The sequence below is a fragment of the Erwinia pyri genome, from assembly GCF_030758455.1.
Classification (GTDB): Bacteria; Pseudomonadota; Gammaproteobacteria; order Enterobacterales; family Enterobacteriaceae; genus Erwinia; species Erwinia pyri.
Genome location: NZ_CP132353.1, coordinates 2607295 through 2625597, shown reverse-complemented (window position 1 = coordinate 2625597; position 18303 = coordinate 2607295). Strand labels below are relative to the sequence as shown.

Genomic DNA, 18303 nt, shown 5'->3' with positions numbered 1-18303 from the left:
ATGACTGGAATGGCAACTGTCACTAAACTTGCTGGCGAAACCGTAGGCCAGGAGTTCCTGGTGTTTACGCTGGGTGACGAAGAGTATGGCATTGATATTTTGAAGGTGCAGGAGATCCGTGGTTACGACCAGGTGACCCGTATTGCCAACACTCCTTCATTTATCAAAGGTGTGACTAACCTGCGCGGCGTTATCGTGCCAATCATCGACCTGCGCATTAAGTTTGCGCAGCCGGATGTGGATTATAACGAAAACACCGTGGTGATCGTGCTGAATCTGGTGCAGCGCGTGGTGGGCATCGTAGTGGATGGCGTCTCTGACGTGCTTTCGCTGACTACCGATCAGATCCGTCCTTCTCCGGAGTTCGCGGTCACCATGTCTACCGAATACCTGACCGGTCTCGGCGCACTGGGCGACCGTATGCTGATCCTGGTGGATATTGAGAAACTGCTGAACAGCGAAGAGATGGCGCTGGTGGACGTGCTGCGCAGCGCCTGATGGCTGCGCCATACCGTTAAAAGAGGGCTGTACGTAACTCGTACGGCCCTTTTTTTAAGGTGAAACTAGGGCGATTACCCCGCCAGCTGCCGCTTTAATTAACTACAAAATCCTAAAGTAATGTTTGCTCTTTGATTTAAATAACAAAATATATCTCTTATAAAACCCACCTTTGCCACATAAAGTTTCAAAATTCCGCGCCGATAGATCTTATGTTGTTCCATTTAATACACCAAGGGCTCCCTATGTTTACACGCATCAAAGTGGTCACCAGTCTGCTGTTAGTGCTGCTGGTCTTCGGTTCCATGCAGCTGATCTCCGGCGGTCTGTTTATTCGCGCACTGACCAGCGATAAAGACAATTTCTCCATTGCACAAACCTCCAGTGACAACGTGGCGGCATTTACCGACGCATGGATTGCGCTGAACCAGACCCGTATCACGCTAAACCGCGGCATGCTGCGCCTGCAGAGCGAAACGGCTGACAGCATCAACAGCGCCTCTCTGACCGATATCAGCGAACAGGGTAAAAGTTTACTGGCGGATGCGGATAAATATTATACAAAATATAAAAACCTTCCCAACACCAAAGGACTGGCTCCGGTAGTGATTTCCAACCTGGAAAGCAACTACGATGCTTACTCAAAAGCGCTGTCGCAGATGCTGGATCTGCTGGGCAATAAACAGCTTACCGAGATGTTCAAGCTGAACATTGAGCAGAAGCAAAACGACATGCAGACGGCCTATACCGCCTGGCGTAATGCGCAGAGCGTGATCACCGTGCAGGGCGTGGCGGATAACGAAGCGGCCTATAACACTATGCTGTGGGTGATCGGTGCGGTGATGGTACTGGTGGTGACATTGATTGCGCTCTGCTGGGTTGGTCTGCGTAAAGTGCTGATCACGCCGCTGCAAACCAGCATTAGCCATATCACTCATATCGCAGGCGGCGACCTGACGCACACGATTGAAGTGGAAGGCCGTAATGAAATGGCGCAGCTGGCAGCCAGCCTGCAGGCGATGCAGCAGGCGCTGGTGCGTACCGTCAGCGATGTGCGCGACGGCTCTGACGCTATCTATACCGGCGCCAGCGAAATTGCCGCAGGGAATAACGATCTTTCTGCCCGTACCGAACAGCAGGCCGCTTCGCTGGAAGAGACCGCTGCCAGCATGGAGCAGCTGACTGCCACCGTGAAGCAGAATGCGGAAAACGCCCGTCAGGCGTCCCAGCTGGCGCTCAGCGCCTCTGAAACGGCAATGAAAGGCGGAAAAGTGGTGGATGGCGTGGTGAAAACCATGAGCGATATCGCCGGAAGTTCCAAAAAAATTGCTGATATTACCAGCGTGATCGACGGCATTGCTTTCCAGACCAACATCCTGGCACTGAACGCCGCGGTAGAAGCCGCACGTGCCGGTGAGCAGGGCCGTGGGTTTGCCGTGGTAGCAGGTGAAGTGCGCAATCTGGCTCAGCGCAGCGCACAGGCAGCGAAAGAGATCAAAAGCCTGATCGAAGACTCGGTTACTCGCGTAAACAGCGGCACCGCCCTGGTAGGGACAGCGGGTGAAACGATGGCGGATATCGTCAGCGCTGTTACTCGCGTGACTGACATCATGGGCGAAATCGCCTCTGCGTCAGATGAGCAGAGCAAAGGCATTGACCAGGTTGGCACCGCCGTAACTGAGATGGATCGCGTGACGCAGCAGAACGCCTCGCTGGTGGAAGAGTCAGCTACCGCCGCCGCCGCGCTGGAAGATCAGGCGAGCCGTCTGACCCAGGCTGTTGCCGTATTCCGCGTGCGTAAAGAGCAGGGCATCAAGCCAGCGCTGCGAACGCCCGCTCTCATCCGTCCGGCTCAGGCCACGGCGCGTAAGGCCGCTGCGCCTGTCGCCTCAGAAGGCAACTGGGAAACCTTTTAATTTCTGAAAACCTGCAACAGAGCTGTCCGCCGGGCAATCGGTGGACAGCTGCATAAAGTTCCCCCCCGCCGTGCCGATAACAGTGCCAATTGTTGTTCATTCAGAGGTAATCATGTTCAAGCGTATAAGGGTTGTTACCGGCCTCGTCAGCGTGCTGGTGCTGTTTGCACTGCTGCAGCTGGGTACGGGCGGGTTGTTTTTCAGTACGGTCAAAAATGACAAAGACAATTTTGCCTTCAATCAGCAGTTGCGGACGTTGCAGCAGGCGATGGGGACATCCTGGGTTTCACTGGTGCAGGCGCGCAATACGCTGAACCGTGCCGGGATACGTTATCTGCAGGATGCCAGCCAGACGGGCGCGGGTGCCACGGTGGCAGAACTGATGACCCAGGCGCAGGAAGATCTCGGCAATGCGGATAAATCGCTGGCGGTGTTTAACGCTAATTTGTCAGAAAAGGGCAAATCGGCTGAAAACGTCAAGAGACTGCAGGCCGATTATCAACAGCTGCACGATGCGTTAGGTGAGCTGATAGTGGCGATGCAGGCCGGGCGCTTTGCTGAATTTGTCGCCCAGCCGACCCAGAGTTATCAGGACCAGTTCGAGAAAACCTATAACGAGTGGCTGGAGACCAATAACCAGCTCACTGCCAACGGCGTCGAAGCCAACCAGAAAGCGTATCAGCAGACGTTGTGGCTGCTGCTGGCCGTGCTGATTATCACGCTGACGGTGATTACACTGGCCTGGAGCGGTATCTACAAAATTCTGCTGCGTCCGTTAAAAACCAATATCGATCATATCCGTCATATCGCCAGCGGCGATCTGACGCAGTCTATTGAATCGCATGGCCGCAACGAGATGACGCAGCTTGCCGACAGCCTGCGTGATATGCAGCAGGCGCTGGTGCGTACGGTAACCGATGTGCGCGACGGCTCTGACGCTATCTATACCGGTGCCAGTGAAATCTCCGCAGGCAATAACGACCTCTCTTCCCGGACCGAACAGCAGGCTGCCTCGCTGGAGCAAACGGCGGCCAGCATGGAGCAGCTCACCGCGACCGTGAAGCAGAACGCCGAAAACGCCCGTCAGGCTTCACAGCTGGCGCTGAGCGCCTCTGAGACAGCGCAAAAAGGGGGCAAGGTAGTGGATGGCGTGGTGAAAACCATGAATGAGATCGCCGGCAGCTCGAAAAAGATCGCCGATATTACCAGCGTGATCGACGGGATCGCCTTCCAGACCAATATCCTGGCGCTGAACGCCGCCGTTGAAGCTGCCCGTGCGGGTGAGCAGGGGCGTGGCTTTGCGGTAGTGGCTGGCGAAGTGCGTAACCTTGCGCAGCGCAGTGCCCAGGCAGCGAAAGAAATTAAAGGACTGATTGAGGATTCCGTAGCCCGCGTTGATACCGGTTCCGTGCTGGTAGAGAGCGCCGGTGAAACCATGGCGGATATCGTCAGTGCGGTCACGCGCGTGACGGACATCATGGGTGAAATCGCCTCTGCGTCAGATGAGCAGAGCAAAGGGATAGACCAGGTTGGTACCGCCGTGACGGAGATGGACCGGGTAACGCAGCAGAACGCCTCGCTGGTGGAAGAGTCCGCTACAGCCGCTGCTGCGCTGGAACAGCAGGCCAGCCGACTCACTCAGGCGGTCGCGGTGTTCAGAATTCGTAAAGAAAATGTCATCCAGGCCGTTAATAGCAGTAAGGCAAATAAAAACCCACTTTTGAAGCCGGCAGCAGCCTTACCGAAAGCGCTTGCCGCGCCTGCTTCAAATGATAATTGGGAAACGTTCTGACGCACTTATTTGCCGCTCAGATTGGGCGGCAACACCCGGAGGTTTTGATGGTTAGTCGTATTCGTATCTCTACCGCAATCTTCTTTTTGCTGGGGCTGTTTTGTCTGATGCAAATTGTGGGCAGCGGGCTGTCGTTTAACTCGTTCCGTCTGGATGCCCGCAATTTACAGGAAGTGGAAGTAAGCAGTAACCAGCGTGAAGCGCTGGGAGAAACCTGGGCCGCCTTACTGAGCGCCCGCGTGACGCTGAGCCGTGCGGGAACCCGCGCCGCGCTGAGCTTACCGCGCGATCAGGTCACAAGTTTGATGAGTAAGGCTCAGGAAGATCTGAATACTGCCGATAAAGCTTTTAAGCAATTCGATGCTATCCCGGTGGTAACCCCGGAAGGCGTCGAACTGAAGAAGTCGATGACCGGTGTTTATAACGATTACGCGCATGAACTTTCGCAACTGATCGCTTACCTGCAGAACTATCAGCTGCAGGACTTCCTGGATTCGCCCACGCAGGGCGTTCAGAACAAGTTTCAGGTGCAGTACAACCGCTGGATGAAGCATATCGATGTGCTGCGTGAGCATACTAATCAGGCGAGTGAAGGTTTTTATAATCAGTCAAAAGTGATCTTTGCCATGGCGGTGCTGCTCTCGGTGCTGGTCACGCTCGGTGGGGTCTGGTGGGTTCGCAAGGCGGTGGTTGCGCCTCTCTCCAGGATGCGCGGTCATTTTGAACGCATCGCTTCTGGTAACCTGGGCGGCACAATCGAGGCGCATGGGCGCAACGAGCTGAGCCAGTTGTTTATGAGTTTACAGGCGATGCAGCGCTCGCTGGCGGAAACGGTGAGCAGCGTGCGGGATGGGACGAATGCGATGCAAACCGGCATTCGTGAGATCGCTTCGGGCAACAATGATTTGTCCTCCCGTACCGAGCAGCAGGCGGCGTCCCTGGCAGAAACAGCGGCCAGCATGGAGCAGCTAACGGCGACAGTAACCGGCAATGCCGAGAATGCCCGTCAGGCTTCTCAGCTGGCGAAAGAGGCTTCAACCACCGCACACAAAGGCGGCACGCTGACCAGCAAGGTGGTCACCACCATGAGTGAGATTGCCAGCAGCTCGAAGAAAATTGGCGATATCACCGGCGTGATTGATGGCATTGCGTTTCAGACCAATATCCTGGCGCTGAATGCGGCGGTGGAAGCGGCCCGCGCGGGTGAGCAGGGCAGAGGGTTTGCCGTGGTCGCTGGCGAAGTTCGCAACCTGGCGCAGCGCAGCGCGCAGGCAGCAAAAGAGATTAAAGCGCTGATTGAAGCCTCGGTTAATCGCGTCGATCAGGGCGCAGAACTGGTCGCCTCGGCTGGCGAAACGATGGAAGAGATCGTGCAGTCCGTCACCCGCGTGAACGACATCATGGGTGAGATTGCTTCGGCATCGGACGAGCAGCGCCGGGGCATTGAGCAGGTCGCTCAGGCGGTCAGCCAGATGGATCAGGTGACACAACAGAACGCCGCGCTGGTAGAGGAAGCGGCAGCAGCCACAGAAGCCCTTGAAGCACAAGCCGAACACCTGACGAACGCAGTGACGAGATTTTCACTGGACGCGGGGGATGCGCTAACAGGTCTGGATCGGCATACAGGGAATATAGCTGTGTTTTAACCCCTTAATCAGTACTTTGCAGGGTAGCCCTACATGAAAAAATCGACGTTGTTAGCACCGCAGGAGAACGCCACGCTGCTGTCCCAGATGGTTCAGCGCCTGCCGTTATCCGATACGCACTTTAAGCGTATCAGTCAGTTGATCTACCAGCGCGCTGGCATCGTTCTCGCCGATCATAAGCGAGAAATGGTTTACAACCGCCTGGTTCGCCGCTTGCGGATGTTAGGCATAGACGATTTTGGTCGTTACCTTGCGCTGCTGGAGAGCGATTCCAACAGCCCGGAGTGGCAGGCTTTTATTAACTCGCTGACCACTAACCTGACGGCGTTTTTCCGCGAGGCGCACCACTTCCCGATTCTGGCAGACCATGCCAAACGGCGCAGCGGCAGCTTTAACGTCTGGTGTGCGGCAGCGTCGACTGGCGAGGAGCCTTACTCCATCGCCATGACGCTGAGCGAGACGCTGGGAGCAGGTCCGGGCAAGTTTCAGGTACATGCCAGTGACATTGACACGCAGGTGCTGGAGAAGGCGTTGTCCGGCGTCTATCGCCAGGAAGAGCTACGTACGCTCTCGCCTCAGCAGCTGCAAAAGTTCTTTTTCCGTGGCACCGGCCCGCATTCAGGCATGGTCAGAGTCCGGCCGGAGCTGGCGAACAGCATTACCTTTGCGCAGCTCAATCTGCTGGGCAATGAGTGGGCGCTGCCGGGACCGTTTGACGCCATATTTTGTCGCAATGTCATGATCTATTTCGATAAAGAGACGCAGGAAAAGATTTTAAGGCGCTTTGTCCCCATGCTGAAACCCGGCGGGATCCTGTTTGCCGGACATTCAGAGAACTTTAGCCAGATCAGTAAAGAGTTTTATCTGCGCGGCCAGACAGTCTACGGACTGACTAAGGAAAGATAATGGGAAAAATCAGAGTGTTATGCGTAGATGATTCTGCGCTGATGCGTCAGTTGATGACGGAAATCATAAACAGCCATGCAGATATGGAGATGGTGGCTTCGGCGCCAGACCCGCTGGTGGCAAGGGATTTGATCAAAGAGTTTAACCCGGACGTGCTGACGCTGGATGTGGAAATGCCGCGTATGGACGGACTCGATTTCCTGGAAAAGCTGATGCGCTTGCGGCCTATGCCGGTGGTGATGGTCTCTTCCCTGACCGGTAAAGGCTCGGAAGTCACGCTTCGCGCGCTGGAGCTGGGTGCGGTCGATTTTGTCACTAAACCGTCGCTGGGCATCCGTGAAGGGATGCTGGCTTACAGCCAGATGATAGCGGACAAAGTGCGCGCCGCCTCCAGAGCCAAGCTGCACGTGCGCGGGCCACAGGCCACGCCGGTAATGCTGAAAGCGGGGCCGCTGCTGAGCAGTGAAAAGCTGATAGCTATTGGCGCTTCGACCGGCGGTACGGAAGCGATCAGGCATGTGCTGCAACCGTTACCCGCCACCAGCCCGGCACTGCTGATTACGCAGCACATGCCGCCAGGCTTTACCCGCTCTTTTGCCGAGCGGCTGAACAAGCTCTGCCAGATCACGGTGAAAGAGGCGGAAGATGGCGAGCGTATTCTGCCCGGCCACGCCTACATTGCGCCAGGCGCAATGCATCTGGAACTGGCAAGAAGCGGCGCCAACTATCAGGTCAAGCTGAATGAAGGACCGCCGGTCAACCGTCATAAACCGTCGGTGGACGTGCTGTTTAAATCAGTAGCGCAGCACGCAGGACGAAACGCCGTTGGCGTGATTCTGACCGGGATGGGTAACGACGGTGCCGCAGGTCTGCTGGCCATGAACAAAGCGGGCGCCTGGACTATCGCCCAGAACGAAGCAAGTTGTGTCGTATTTGGCATGCCACGAGAGGCAATTGCCCTCGGGGGAGCCAGTGAAGTGGTGGATCTTCACCAAATCAGTCAGCACATGCTGACCAAAATTAGCGCCGGACAGGCATTACGTATTTAACGCAGCGCCCGTCCAGCGGGCTACAAAATAACGGGAGTGAGTATGGTTGATAAAAATATGCGGTTTCTGGTGGTCGACGACTTCAATACGATGCGTCGTATCGTCCGTAACCTCCTGAAAGAGCTCGGCTTCAACAACGTTGATGAAGCGGAAGATGGTGTGGATGCCCTGAACAAACTGCGCGCAGGCGGCTTTGATTTCGTGGTCTCCGACTGGAACATGCCCAACATGGACGGCCTGGAACTGCTGAAGACCATTCGTGCGGATGCGGCGATGAGCAAGCTACCGGTGCTGATGGTCACGGCGGAAGCCAAGAAAGAGAATATTATTGCGGCTGCTCAGGCTGGTGCCAGCGGCTACGTCGTTAAACCTTTTACTGCAGCGACCCTTGAAGAGAAGTTAGGCAAGATCTTCGAAAAGCTGGGTATGTAAGGAGCCGAGATGAGCACACTTCCGACACCAAATGTTGATGCGGCTTCCGCCAACGACATAATCTCCCGAATTGGCTCGCTGACGCGGATGCTGCGCGACAGCCTGCGTGAATTGGGACTGGATCAAGCTATTGCTGACGCGGCGGAAGCAATTCCTGATGCCCGCGACCGCCTGGATTACGTAGTGCAAATGACCGCTCAGGCGGCAGAACGCGCACTGAACTGCGTGGAGGCCTCACAGCCACGTCAGACGCTGATGGAAGATGGCGCGAAAGCGCTGAAAGGTCGTTGGGATGCGTGGTTTGAAAACCCTGTCGAACTGGCAGATGCCCGCTCTCTGGTTTCGGATACCCGTGGCTATCTGGACTCCGTGCCTGAACACACCGCTTTCACCAACGCCCAGCTGATGGAAATCATGATGGCGCAGGATTTCCAGGACCTGACCGGTCAGGTTATCAAGCGCATGATGGATGTCATTCAGGAAATTGAGCGCCAGCTGTTAATGGTGCTGCTGGATAATATCCCGGATCAGGCTGACCGTCCGAAGAAGGATGTGGACAGTTTACTGAATGGTCCCCAGATCAACGGTGCTGCGCCTGGCGTAGTAGCGAATCAGGATCAGGTAGACGATCTGCTGGACAGCCTCGGGTTTTAAGCTTGTCTTTGACAGGAGCTGGCGCCCGCCAGCTCCTGCTATTTTTGCCATCCCGCAAATAACCCCCTTTTTACGCGTTTACTCGCGGCATTATCCCTGCGCCAATTTGGCATGCTGGCACCTGAAATTCCCTATTGAGGAAAGGCTGCCGTGGCCGGAGACAGCGAAGAGGAAAAGACCGAATCCGCAACCCCCCACCGAATAGAAAAAGCACGAGAAGAGGGACAGATACCGCGTTCGCGCGAGCTGACTTCGGTGCTGATGCTGGTGGCGGGGCTCTCTATTTTGTGGATGACCGGGGCCTCTATGGCGCGAAAAATCGGTGCGCTGCTGGCCGACGGGCTCAAATTCAATCACTCCGTAGTCAGCGATACCAGCCAGATGTTCCATCTGCTGGGCAATCTGGTGACTCAGGGAGTGTTTGCACTGATCCCGATGATGGCCGGTCTGGTACTGGTCGCCATCGCCGCGCCGATGCTGCTGGGCGGCATCGTTTTCAGCAAGGCGCTGAAGTTCGATCTGGGGAAGATGAACCCGATAAAAGGGTTAGGGCGGCTCTTTTCCGCTCAGTCCGCCGCGGAATTACTGAAGTCCGTATTGAAAGCGATTCTGGTGGGCTGCGTGACCTGGCTTTATATCAGCAGCCACTGGCCAGATATGCTGCGGCTGATCAGCGAAAACCCCTACAGCGCACTGGCAAACGCGCTGAATATGATTGCGATGTGCAGCATCCTGATCGTTCTGGGGCTGTCGCCGATGGTGGGCTTCGACGTCTTCTGGCAGCTCTACAGCTACTTCAAAGGGCTGCGGATGACTCGCCAGGATATCCGCGATGAGTACAAGCAGCAGGAAGGTGACCCGCACGTAAAAGGGCGCATCCGTCAGCAAATGCGTGCCGCAGCCCGCCGACGCATGATGGCCGATGTGCCGAAAGCGGATGTTATCGTCACCAACCCGACGCACTACTCTGTCGCCTTACAGTATGACGAACGCAAAATGAGCGCCCCGAAAGTGGTGGCGAAAGGGGCAGGGGAGATCGCCCTGCGCATTCGTGAACTGGGTAAAGAGCACCGTATTCCTGTTTTAGAAGCACCGCCGCTGGCGCGTGCGTTGTACCGACACAGTGAGATTGGCCAGCATATTCCGGGAACGTTATATGCGGCCGTAGCAGAAGTGTTAGCCTGGGTATGGCAACTCCGTCGCTGGAAGCTGGAGGGTGGTCTTGCCCCGAAAAAACCTGACAATTTACCGGTGCCGGAAGCGCTGGACTTTGCCACAAGAGAAGATGACTGATGGCGAATCTGGCCGCTTTATTACGGTTACCGAATATTAAAGATACCCAATGGCAGGTAATGGCCGGCCCGGTATTGATTCTGATGATCCTCTCGATGATGGTGCTGCCGCTGCCGCCTTTCATCCTGGATCTGCTGTTTACCTTTAATATCGCGCTGTCGATCATGGTGCTTCTGGTGGCGATGTTCACCCAGAAGACGCTGGAGTTCGCTGCCTTCCCGACCATTCTTCTCTTTTCAACGCTGTTGCGTCTGGCGCTGAACGTCGCTTCCACTCGTATCATTCTGATGGAAGGCCACACCGGGGCCTCCGCCGCAGGGCAGGTGGTTGAAGCGTTCGGCCACTTCCTGGTTGGCGGTAACTTCGCCATCGGTATCGTGGTGTTTATCATCCTCGTTATCATCAACTTTATGGTTATCACCAAGGGTGCGGGCCGTATCGCCGAAGTGGGCGCGCGCTTTGTGCTGGACGGGATGCCCGGCAAGCAGATGGCTATCGATGCCGACCTGAATGCCGGTCTGATTGGGGAAGATGAAGCGAAGCAGCGTCGTTCTGACGTGACCCAGGAAGCGGACTTCTACGGTTCGATGGACGGTGCGAGTAAGTTCGTTCGTGGGGATGCCATCGCCGGCATCATGATCATGGTGATCAACGTGGTGGGTGGCCTGCTGGTCGGCGTCATCCAGCACGGGATGGATGTGGGCCATGCGGCCGAAAGCTATACGCTGCTGACTATCGGTGATGGGCTTGTGGCTCAGATCCCTGCTCTGGTTATCTCAACTGCCGCTGGTGTGATCGTAACCCGCGTGGGCACCGATCAGGACGTGGGCGAACAGATGGTTACCCAGCTGTTCAAAAATCCTCGCGTGATGATGCTGAGTGCCGGCGTACTGGGCCTGCTGGGCCTGGTGCCAGGCATGCCAAACCTGGTATTCCTGCTGTTTACCGCAGGGCTGCTTGGACTCGCCTGGTATCTTCGCGGCAAAGAGAGCAAGCCTAAAGCTGAACCGAAAATCCAGCCGAAACAGATGGAAACCGCCTCTAACACCGAAGCCTCCTGGACCGACGTTCAGCTTGAAGATTCGCTGGGGATGGAAGTGGGCTACCGCCTGATCCCGATGGTTGACCATCAGCAGGATGGTGAACTGTTGGGACGTATCCGCAGCATCCGGAAAAAGTTCGCTCAGGAGATGGGCTTCCTGCCGCCGGTCGTGCATATTCGCGACAATATGGATCTGCCGCCTGCACGCTACCGCATTCTGATGAAAGGGGTGGAGATCGGCAGCGGGGATGCCTATCCTGGCCGCTGGATGGCGATCAATCCAGGCACGGCGGCAGGCAGCCTGCCGGGTGAGCCTACCGTCGATCCCGCCTTTGGCCTTGCCGCAACCTGGATTGACAGCGCGCTGAAAGAGCAGGCGCAGATTCAGGGCTTTACCGTGGTGGAAGCCAGTACCGTGGTGGCAACGCACCTGAACCATCTCATTGGTCAGTATGCCAGCGAGCTGTTTGGCCGCCAGGAAGCGCAGCAGCTGCTGGATCGCGTCACTCAGGAGATGCCGAAACTTACGGAAGATTTAATTCCCGGCGTGATCACCCTGACCACGCTGCATAAAGTGTTGCAGAATCTGCTGGCTGAACGTGTCTCTATTCGTGATATGCGCACCATTATCGAGACGCTGGCGGAACACGCTGCCGTGCAGAGCGATCCGCACGAGCTGACCTCCGTGGTGCGCGTCGCGCTGGGCCGTGCTATTACGCAACAGTGGTTCCCGGGGAACGGCGAGGTGCAGGTCATTGGACTGGATACCACGCTGGAACGTCTGCTGCTTCAGGCTCTGCAGGGCGGCGGTGGACTGGAACCAGGGCTGGCTGACCGCCTGATGGCGCAGGCGCAGGGCGCGCTGGATCATCAGGAGTCGCTGGGGGCACCGCCAGTGTTGCTGGTTAACCATCCGCTGCGTGCCTTGCTGGCTCGCTTCCTGCGCCGCAATATGCCGCAGATGATAGTGATCTCCAATCTGGAGCTGACCGATAATCGTCAGATCCGCATGACCTCTACTATTGGAGGCCACTGATGAAACGGCTGCTCTCTCTGCTGGTGTTGCTGCCGGGTCTCGCTTCCGCCAGCGGGGCCTGGCAGGCCAGTTCACCAGGGCCGGGGTTGCAGAACCGCGGCATGCAGGCCTCCTCGCCGGCGCTGACGGCCAGAGAGCCCGTTAACGGGGCGATTACGGAGGTCTCCTGGCGCTATGTGCTGACCGGGCCGGCGCCATCCGGTCTGGTTGTCCATCTCTGTGCGGAAAAGCGCTGCGTCCCACTTGACGGCGCCAGCGGTACAACGCGTGGGTTAAGTAACCTGACCGCTTACCAGGAACTCTATTTTGTCTATGGCGTTCAGGGAAAGGGCAGGCTGCACAAGGATTTGCGGGTGCTGAGTAATCAGGTCATGGTGAATTACCACTAAGTACCGATCCGGGCGGACCGCTCTGAAACGCAAAAAGGGGACGAATCGCTTCGTCCCCTTTGTTGATCTGCAGGAAAATTACATTCTCTCTACAGTCTCGATGCCCAGCGTGTCCAGCCCCTGCTTCAGGGTTCTGGCGGTTAACAGCGCCAGCTTCAGACGGCTCTGCTTTGTTGCTTCGTCACTGGCCGTCAGGATGGGGCAGTGCTCGTAGAAGCCGGAAAAGAGACCGGCCAGCTCATAGAGGTAAGCGCACATCACATGGGGCGTACCGTCACGGGCGACCTGAGTGATCGTCTCCTCAAACTGCAGCAGACGAACCGCTAACGCTGCTTCACGATCTTCGGTGATCTGCACATTGCCGGTCACGCCTGACTCATCAATCCCCGCTTTACGGAATACCGACAGCACACGAGTATAGGCATACTGCATGTATGGCGCGGTGTTACCTTCAAAGGCGAGCATGTTGTCCCAGTCGAAGATGTAATCCGTGGTGCGGCTCTTGGAAAGGTCAGCATATTTAACCGCGCCGATGCCGACGGTGTTGGCCAGCGCTTTCAGCTCATCGGCAGGCATATCGGGATTTTTCTCCGCCACCAGCTTAGTGGCGCGCTCTACCGCTTCATCCAGCAGATCGGAGAGCTTGATGGTGCCGCCCGCGCGGGTTTTAAACGGCTTGCCATCTTTTCCAAGCATCATGCCGAACGCATGGTGCTCCAGCGGGACAGACTCCGGTACATAGCCAGCTTTACGTACGATGGTCCAGGCCTGCATCAGATGCTGGTGCTGGCGCGAATCGATGTAATAGAGCACGCGGTCGGCATGCAGCGTCTCGTAACGGTATTTGGCACAGGCAATATCCGTAGTGGTATAGAGGTAGCCTCCATCCTTCTTACGAATGATAACGCCCATCGGGTCGCCATCTTTGTTTTTATACTCATCCAGAAACACTACCGTGGCGCCTTCACTCTCTACCGCCAGACCTTTGGCCTTCAGGTCATCAACAATGCCCGGCAGCATGGAGTTGTAAAGACTTTCGCCCATTACATCTTTACGGGTCAGCGTGACGTTCATGCGGTCATAAATCAGCTGATTCTGCTTCATGGTGATATCCACCAGCTTCTTCCACATGGCCAGGCAATATTCATCCCCGCCCTGCAGTTTCACCACATAACCACGCGCGCGCTCGGCAAACTCCGGGTCTTCGTCATAGGTGCGCTTCGCTTCGCGGTAGAAGTTCTCCAGATCGGAGAGCGCGATATCTTCGTGATGCTCATTCTGCTGCTTCTCCAGGAAGGCGATCAGCATCCCGAACTGGGTTCCCCAGTCGCCCACATGGTTGGCGCGAATAATATTGTGGCCGAGGAACTCCAGCGTGCGCACGGCGGCATCACCGATGATGGTAGAGCGCACGTGACCGACATGCATCTCTTTCGCCACATTTGGCGCAGAGTAGTCGATGACGATGGTCTGCGGCGTGACGGGCGCAACACCCAGACGAGGCGCAGCTGCTACCTGATCAACCTGAGCAGAGAGCCAGGCTTTATCCAGAAACAGATTAATGAAGCCAGGGCCGGCGATCTCGATTTTGCTGGCTATGCCGGTTAACGCCAGGTGCTTCAGAACCTCTTCTGCCAGTTGTCGGGGCGCCATACCGAGCTTTTTGGCTACGGCCATGATGCCGTTCGCCTGGTAATCACCAAACTGAACCTTGGCGGACTGCCGCACCTGCGGTTCGCAATCGGCCGGAGCGCCGGCGGCGATCATCGCCTGACTGACTTTTTCTGAGAGAAGCGCCTGAATATTCACAAGTTACCTTATATGCTAAAAAGCCTGCCGTTATGCAGGCCGTCACCCTGAGCGAGGCCAGCCAACAAGGTTTTGTTGTACACTGGCACCGCTAAAAAAGAAGGGGAAAAGTATACTGCATTTCAGGCAGAGTTATCCAGGAACCTGAGACTCTGGCGAGGGCGGCGGGAAACGGGCTCTGTTTCCCGCCAAAATCTTTAGCGGCGACGGGCTGCACGATGAGGACGATGGGGACTCGCAATGGTAGTTTTATCGTTACGTACCTTCCAGTGGCGGACCAGCGCAAACCCCATCATTGCAATTAGCACTGCAACTAAAATTAACATAAGCATTTTGCTTTTCCTTGTATGAGGGTCGGAACAAATCTATAAGGATCCAGAATAACCCACAACGACCTCAACAGGATTTAAGAATAGTCGCATTGTATAAATTTAAGTAAACTAAAACAAAAAGTTAAAGGCCACTTTCTAAATATTAGCGTGGCCCTGAACCAGCTTAAACTGGAAATTTGATTTAAATATCGTCTTAAAAGAGCGGGTTCTTTATGAAATGTGGCGTAATCATCAGTTACGCTGGCCCGGTAATCGGGCCTGTCAGAAAATAAATGGTAAGAAAAACTACAGTAAGGTAAGCAAATGACGCTGTTTGCAGGCAAAAATGCAGAAGAATTAAACGATCTGGCTAATGATTTACCCCGTTTTTTACACTCCCTTTACGATTTGGCGGATCGGCTGGGATTAGCGCTGACGCAGCTGGAGGTCGATCACATTGCGGTGCGCTGCCATCAGAACACCACGGCAGAGCGCTGGAAAACAGGCTTTTTGCAGCATGGCGTCCTGCTTTCTGAAAAAGAGATTAATGGCCGTCCTGTGAGCCTTTTTGAACTGGAGTCGCCGTTAAGCGTGGGGCCTTGGGAGATAAGCGTTGTTGAACTGCCATGGCCAGGCAACCGCCTTTATCGGCACGAAGGTTGGGAACATATTGAAGTGGTTTTAAGAGGAGATGTGGAGCAATTAGGAAGCCGCGCGCTGGCACTTTGCTCTGACAGCGGGCTGACTCAGCAGGGGATCTCCATCAAAAGCAGCGCCCCAAAGGGCGCAGGGGAACGCCTTCCTAATCCTACCCTGGCCATTACCGATGGCAGCGTGACGATCAAGTTCCATCCCTGGAGCCTGAAAGAGATCGTCGACAGCGAGCTATAAGATGTTCTGGCGGGGGAGCGCGCTAATGGCGTTCTCCATCCGCTTTAAGGCTTCTTCCACCAGCGCGCGCGGGCAACCGAAATTGAACCGGACAAAACCGTCATCGCCAAAATCACGCCCTGGCGAGAACCCCAGTCCATGCTGTTCAAAGAACTGTGCCGGACTGGGGACCTTAAGCTGGCTGGCGTCAATCCACGCAAGATAGGTCGCCTCTGGCGCAACCAGCGACAGGCCAGGCATCGCATTGACGCGGCGGGTAATAAGGTCACGGTTTTCACGCAGGTAAGCCAGTTTTTCCTCCAGCCACGGCTGACCGTCGCGCCAGGCCGCCGTTGCAGCAACATAAGCCAGAATATCGACACTCGGTACGATCCCCTGGCGCTGCTGAGTAAAGCGCTTGCGCAGTTCAGGATTGGGGATAATCGCCAGGGAAGCGCCCAGACCGGCAATATTGAACGTTTTCGAAGGGGACATCAGAGTGACCGAGCGCTGCGCGGCGTCCTCGCTCAGGGTGGCAAAAGGTATATGTCTGACGCCAGGTTCCAGCAGCAGATCGCAGTGGATCTCATCGGAACAGACGATCAAATCATGCCGTTTAGCAAAGCGCAGCTGTGCTTCAAGCTCATCGCGACGATAGACCGTTCCGCCCGGATTATGCGGGTTACACAGCATTAACAGCTTTTCGTTTCCACTCATCTGTGGCTCGAGCGCCGCGAGATCCATCACCCAGCGATTTTCCTCTAACCGCATCTGCGCATTCCGCTGCGTGCGTTTAGCGAGTGCGGATGAGGAGCGGAAAGGAGGATAAATGGGCGTAGGGGCAAGGGTACCCTGATGCGATTCAGTAAAAGCGCGTACGGCGAGATTCAGTCCGCTGACGATGCCGGGTAAAAATACCAGCCACTCAGGCTCAACCGCCCACTGATACCGTTCAGCAAGACGGGCAATAATCACCTCAGTTAACTCAGCTGGAGGGTTGCCGTAGCCAAAAACTCCGTGCTCCACACGCTGCTTAAGCGCATCGATAACGCAATCCGGTGAACGAAAATCTGTGTCAGCCACCCAGAGTGGGAGGACGTCCTGATCACCATATTTCTGCCATTTCAGGCTATCGCTGTGACGGCGATCGATCCGTTCATTAAAATTGCATGCCATGTTAGTGATTCCCGTTAATATTAATCTTAGGTTCTGGATTCAGACTAAACATCCGGAAAGATTTACACAACCAGCCAGCAGTCATTAACAGGAGGATGGGATGCTAAAACTGGAAGTATGCTGCTATGGAGTCGATTGTGCACTGGCTGCCGAGAAGGCAGGAGCGGATCGGGTAGAACTCTGCGCTGCACCTGCCGAGGGCGGGTTAACTCCCTCTGCAGGCAGCCTGAAACAGGCCCGCGCGACGCTTACGCTGCCCGTTCATCCTATCGTTCGCCCACGTGGCGGCGACTTTTGCTTCACGAACAGTGAATTTAATGAGATAAAATCGGATATCGCTCTGATCCGTGAACTCGGTTTTCCCGGCGTGGTGGTGGGGGTACTGGATGTGGATGGCCATATTGATCTGCCCAGGATGAAGCAGATCATGCCGCTGTGTGAAGGCATGGCGGTAACCTTTCACCGTGCTTTCGATCTCTGCCACAGTCCCTTAATGGCGCTGCAACAGCTGACCGACCTGGGCGTGGCGAGGATCCTGACCTCTGGTCAGCAGCAAAGCGCAGAAAGCGGATTAGCGCTGCTTAAGGAACTAAACAGGATGACCCGGGGTCCTATCATTATGGCTGGGGCCGGCGTGCGCCTCAGCAATTTGCAAAAGTTTATTGATGCTGGTTTGAGTGAGGTTCACAGCTCAGCCAGCCAGCGGGTTGCCTCACCCATGCGTTACCGCAAAGCCGGTGTCTCTATGAGTTCTGTAGCAGAAACCGATGAGTTCAGCCGCACCTGCGTGGATACCGATATGGTTGAAGCGATGAAGGTGGCGCTGTCGCTCAGTTCGCCGGTGAGAGTCGCCTGACGCCGATTTTGCCGCGCAGCACGCCAGTAAAAGACGTGATGTTTGCAAGTACCAGGCCCCATCATTTTGGTGGGGCTTTTTTTCATCTAATCAATCACTTAAATTGTATTGGGGTGCTCTAGGGGTGCAATGATAGTGAAATTCGCGCAGAAATGACAGTAAAAAAACGACAATAAAAAGGGGCTCATTAGCCCCGTAGAAGTTCACTTTTGCAGGATCTGATGAAGCGCAATTCCCTCGGTTCTTTGCTGATCGATATAATCAGCCAGGTCCTTAATGTGAACCATCCTGGGTGCCTTCTGAGTACTCCCTGCACGGAAGGTCACGATAGGCAGTTTGCAGGTTGCTGCTTTTCTCTCAGCATGCTCCGGCTTCATACCAAAATATTTCTCGCTGACTGCTGAAAGAGGTATTACCGCAGTATTGTATTCTGCCATCAGTAAAAACATTGTGTTCATAATCGAGTCTCCCATCTTCATTACCCGCTGCAACGGGGATAAAACTACCGTGACATGTCACACCTATTATTTCAGGTCATGCCAACCGAATGTTTGCCAGCAATCCGAATCCTCTATAGAGAGAAAGTAACAACCATTCGGATCGCCAGGTAGTGGAGGATTAGGCATCG

Annotated in this window: 16 protein-coding genes; 13 read left to right on the top strand and 3 right to left on the bottom strand. The window is 55.4% G+C overall.

Annotated elements, in window-relative coordinates:
- From cheW to flhE, 11 genes are all read left to right on the top strand, one after another.
- A complete protein-coding gene (gene cheW / locus Q3V30_RS12285) occupies positions 1-498 on the top strand; it encodes a chemotaxis protein CheW (protein WP_306206042.1) in 498 nt (165 codons plus the stop codon).
- A gap of 245 nt (positions 499-743) precedes the next feature.
- Positions 744-2414 (top strand): methyl-accepting chemotaxis protein, encoded by a 1671-nt coding sequence (locus Q3V30_RS12280; protein WP_306206040.1) that lies wholly within the window; start codon positions 744-746, stop codon positions 2412-2414.
- 112 nt (positions 2415-2526) lie between these two features.
- A complete protein-coding gene (locus tag Q3V30_RS12275) occupies positions 2527-4206 on the top strand; it encodes a methyl-accepting chemotaxis protein (RefSeq protein WP_306206038.1) in 1680 nt (559 codons plus the stop codon).
- Positions 4207-4253: 47 nt separating this feature from the next.
- Positions 4254-5852: a methyl-accepting chemotaxis protein gene (locus tag Q3V30_RS12270; protein ID WP_306206036.1), complete on the top strand. Its 1599-nt coding sequence runs from the start codon at positions 4254-4256 to the stop codon at positions 5850-5852.
- Between the two features lie 33 nt (positions 5853-5885).
- A complete protein-coding gene (gene cheR / locus Q3V30_RS12265; RefSeq protein ID WP_306206034.1) occupies positions 5886-6758 on the top strand; it encodes a protein-glutamate O-methyltransferase CheR in 873 nt (290 codons plus the stop codon).
- Complete coding sequence (locus Q3V30_RS12260) at positions 6758-7807, top strand: protein-glutamate methylesterase/protein-glutamine glutaminase (protein WP_306206032.1); 1050 nt, start codon at positions 6758-6760, stop codon at positions 7805-7807. The genes cheR and Q3V30_RS12260 overlap by 1 nt, the downstream gene beginning before the upstream one ends.
- A gap of 42 nt (positions 7808-7849) precedes the next feature.
- Entirely contained in the window at positions 7850-8239 is a 390-nt protein-coding gene (gene cheY, locus Q3V30_RS12255; RefSeq protein WP_306206030.1) for a chemotaxis response regulator CheY, read from the top strand.
- A gap of 9 nt (positions 8240-8248) precedes the next feature.
- Positions 8249-8893, top strand: a complete 645-nt coding sequence (cheZ, locus tag Q3V30_RS12250; RefSeq protein WP_306206027.1) for a protein phosphatase CheZ — start codon at positions 8249-8251, stop codon at positions 8891-8893.
- Between the two features lie 150 nt (positions 8894-9043).
- Positions 9044-10186 (top strand): flagellar biosynthesis protein FlhB, encoded by a 1143-nt coding sequence (gene flhB / locus Q3V30_RS12245; protein ID WP_306206025.1) that lies wholly within the window; start codon positions 9044-9046, stop codon positions 10184-10186.
- A complete protein-coding gene (gene flhA / locus Q3V30_RS12240; RefSeq protein WP_306206023.1) occupies positions 10186-12264 on the top strand; it encodes a flagellar biosynthesis protein FlhA in 2079 nt (692 codons plus the stop codon). Before flhB ends, flhA begins: the two co-directional genes overlap by 1 nt.
- Positions 12264-12653 (top strand): flagellar protein FlhE, encoded by a 390-nt coding sequence (flhE, locus tag Q3V30_RS12235; RefSeq protein WP_306206021.1) that lies wholly within the window; start codon positions 12264-12266, stop codon positions 12651-12653. Before flhA ends, flhE begins: the two co-directional genes overlap by 1 nt.
- 78 nt (positions 12654-12731) lie before the next feature.
- On the opposite strand, the gene argS is transcribed toward flhE, so the two are convergent.
- On the bottom strand, positions 12732-14462 hold the full coding sequence (gene argS, locus Q3V30_RS12230; protein WP_306206019.1) for an arginine--tRNA ligase: 1731 nt from the start codon (positions 14460-14462) through the stop codon (positions 12732-12734).
- A gap of 635 nt (positions 14463-15097) precedes the next feature.
- Between argS and Q3V30_RS12225 the strand changes: the two genes are divergently transcribed.
- Positions 15098-15664 (top strand): VOC family protein, encoded by a 567-nt coding sequence (locus tag Q3V30_RS12225; RefSeq protein WP_428979205.1) that lies wholly within the window; start codon positions 15098-15100, stop codon positions 15662-15664.
- Here the strand turns inward: Q3V30_RS12225 and Q3V30_RS12220 are convergent.
- A complete protein-coding gene (locus Q3V30_RS12220; protein WP_306206017.1) occupies positions 15659-16819 on the bottom strand; it encodes a MalY/PatB family protein in 1161 nt (386 codons plus the stop codon). The genes Q3V30_RS12225 and Q3V30_RS12220 overlap by 6 nt on opposite strands.
- A gap of 100 nt (positions 16820-16919) precedes the next feature.
- On the opposite strand from Q3V30_RS12220, the gene cutC reads away from it, so the two are divergent.
- Positions 16920-17675 carry a copper homeostasis protein CutC gene (gene cutC, locus Q3V30_RS12215; RefSeq protein ID WP_306206015.1) on the top strand — a complete coding sequence of 252 codons (756 nt, stop codon included), beginning with the start codon at positions 16920-16922 and terminating at the stop codon, positions 17673-17675.
- A 203-nt stretch (positions 17676-17878) separates the two neighbouring features.
- On the opposite strand, the gene Q3V30_RS12210 is transcribed toward cutC, so the two are convergent.
- Positions 17879-18133: a pyocin activator PrtN family protein gene (locus Q3V30_RS12210; protein WP_306206013.1), complete on the bottom strand. Its 255-nt coding sequence runs from the start codon at positions 18131-18133 to the stop codon at positions 17879-17881.
- Between the last annotated feature and the right edge of the window lie 170 nt (positions 18134-18303).

Bases quoted from the DNA above. Each gene is read 5' to 3' on its own strand.
- Q3V30_RS12210 (WP_306206013.1), bottom strand. From the start codon at position 18,133: ATGAACACAATGTTTTTACTGATGGCAGAATACAATACTGCGGTAATA.
- Q3V30_RS12225 (WP_428979205.1), top strand. From the start codon at position 15,098: ATGACGCTGTTTGCAGGCAAAAATGCAGAAGAATTAAACGATCTGGCT.
- cutC (WP_306206015.1), top strand. From the start codon at position 16,920: ATGCTAAAACTGGAAGTATGCTGCTATGGAGTCGATTGTGCACTGGCT.
- cheZ (WP_306206027.1), top strand. From the start codon at position 8,249: ATGAGCACACTTCCGACACCAAATGTTGATGCGGCTTCCGCCAACGAC.
- Q3V30_RS12270 (WP_306206036.1), top strand. From the start codon at position 4,254: ATGGTTAGTCGTATTCGTATCTCTACCGCAATCTTCTTTTTGCTGGGG.
- flhA (WP_306206023.1), top strand. From the start codon at position 10,186: ATGGCGAATCTGGCCGCTTTATTACGGTTACCGAATATTAAAGATACC.
- cheR (WP_306206034.1), top strand. From the start codon at position 5,886: ATGAAAAAATCGACGTTGTTAGCACCGCAGGAGAACGCCACGCTGCTG.
- flhE (WP_306206021.1), top strand. From the start codon at position 12,264: ATGAAACGGCTGCTCTCTCTGCTGGTGTTGCTGCCGGGTCTCGCTTCC.
- Q3V30_RS12280 (WP_306206040.1), top strand. From the start codon at position 744: ATGTTTACACGCATCAAAGTGGTCACCAGTCTGCTGTTAGTGCTGCTG.
- cheY (WP_306206030.1), top strand. From the start codon at position 7,850: ATGGTTGATAAAAATATGCGGTTTCTGGTGGTCGACGACTTCAATACG.
- Q3V30_RS12275 (WP_306206038.1), top strand. From the start codon at position 2,527: ATGTTCAAGCGTATAAGGGTTGTTACCGGCCTCGTCAGCGTGCTGGTG.
- Q3V30_RS12220 (WP_306206017.1), bottom strand. From the start codon at position 16,819: ATGGCATGCAATTTTAATGAACGGATCGATCGCCGTCACAGCGATAGC.
- cheW (WP_306206042.1), top strand. From the start codon at position 1: ATGACTGGAATGGCAACTGTCACTAAACTTGCTGGCGAAACCGTAGGC.
- Q3V30_RS12260 (WP_306206032.1), top strand. From the start codon at position 6,758: ATGGGAAAAATCAGAGTGTTATGCGTAGATGATTCTGCGCTGATGCGT.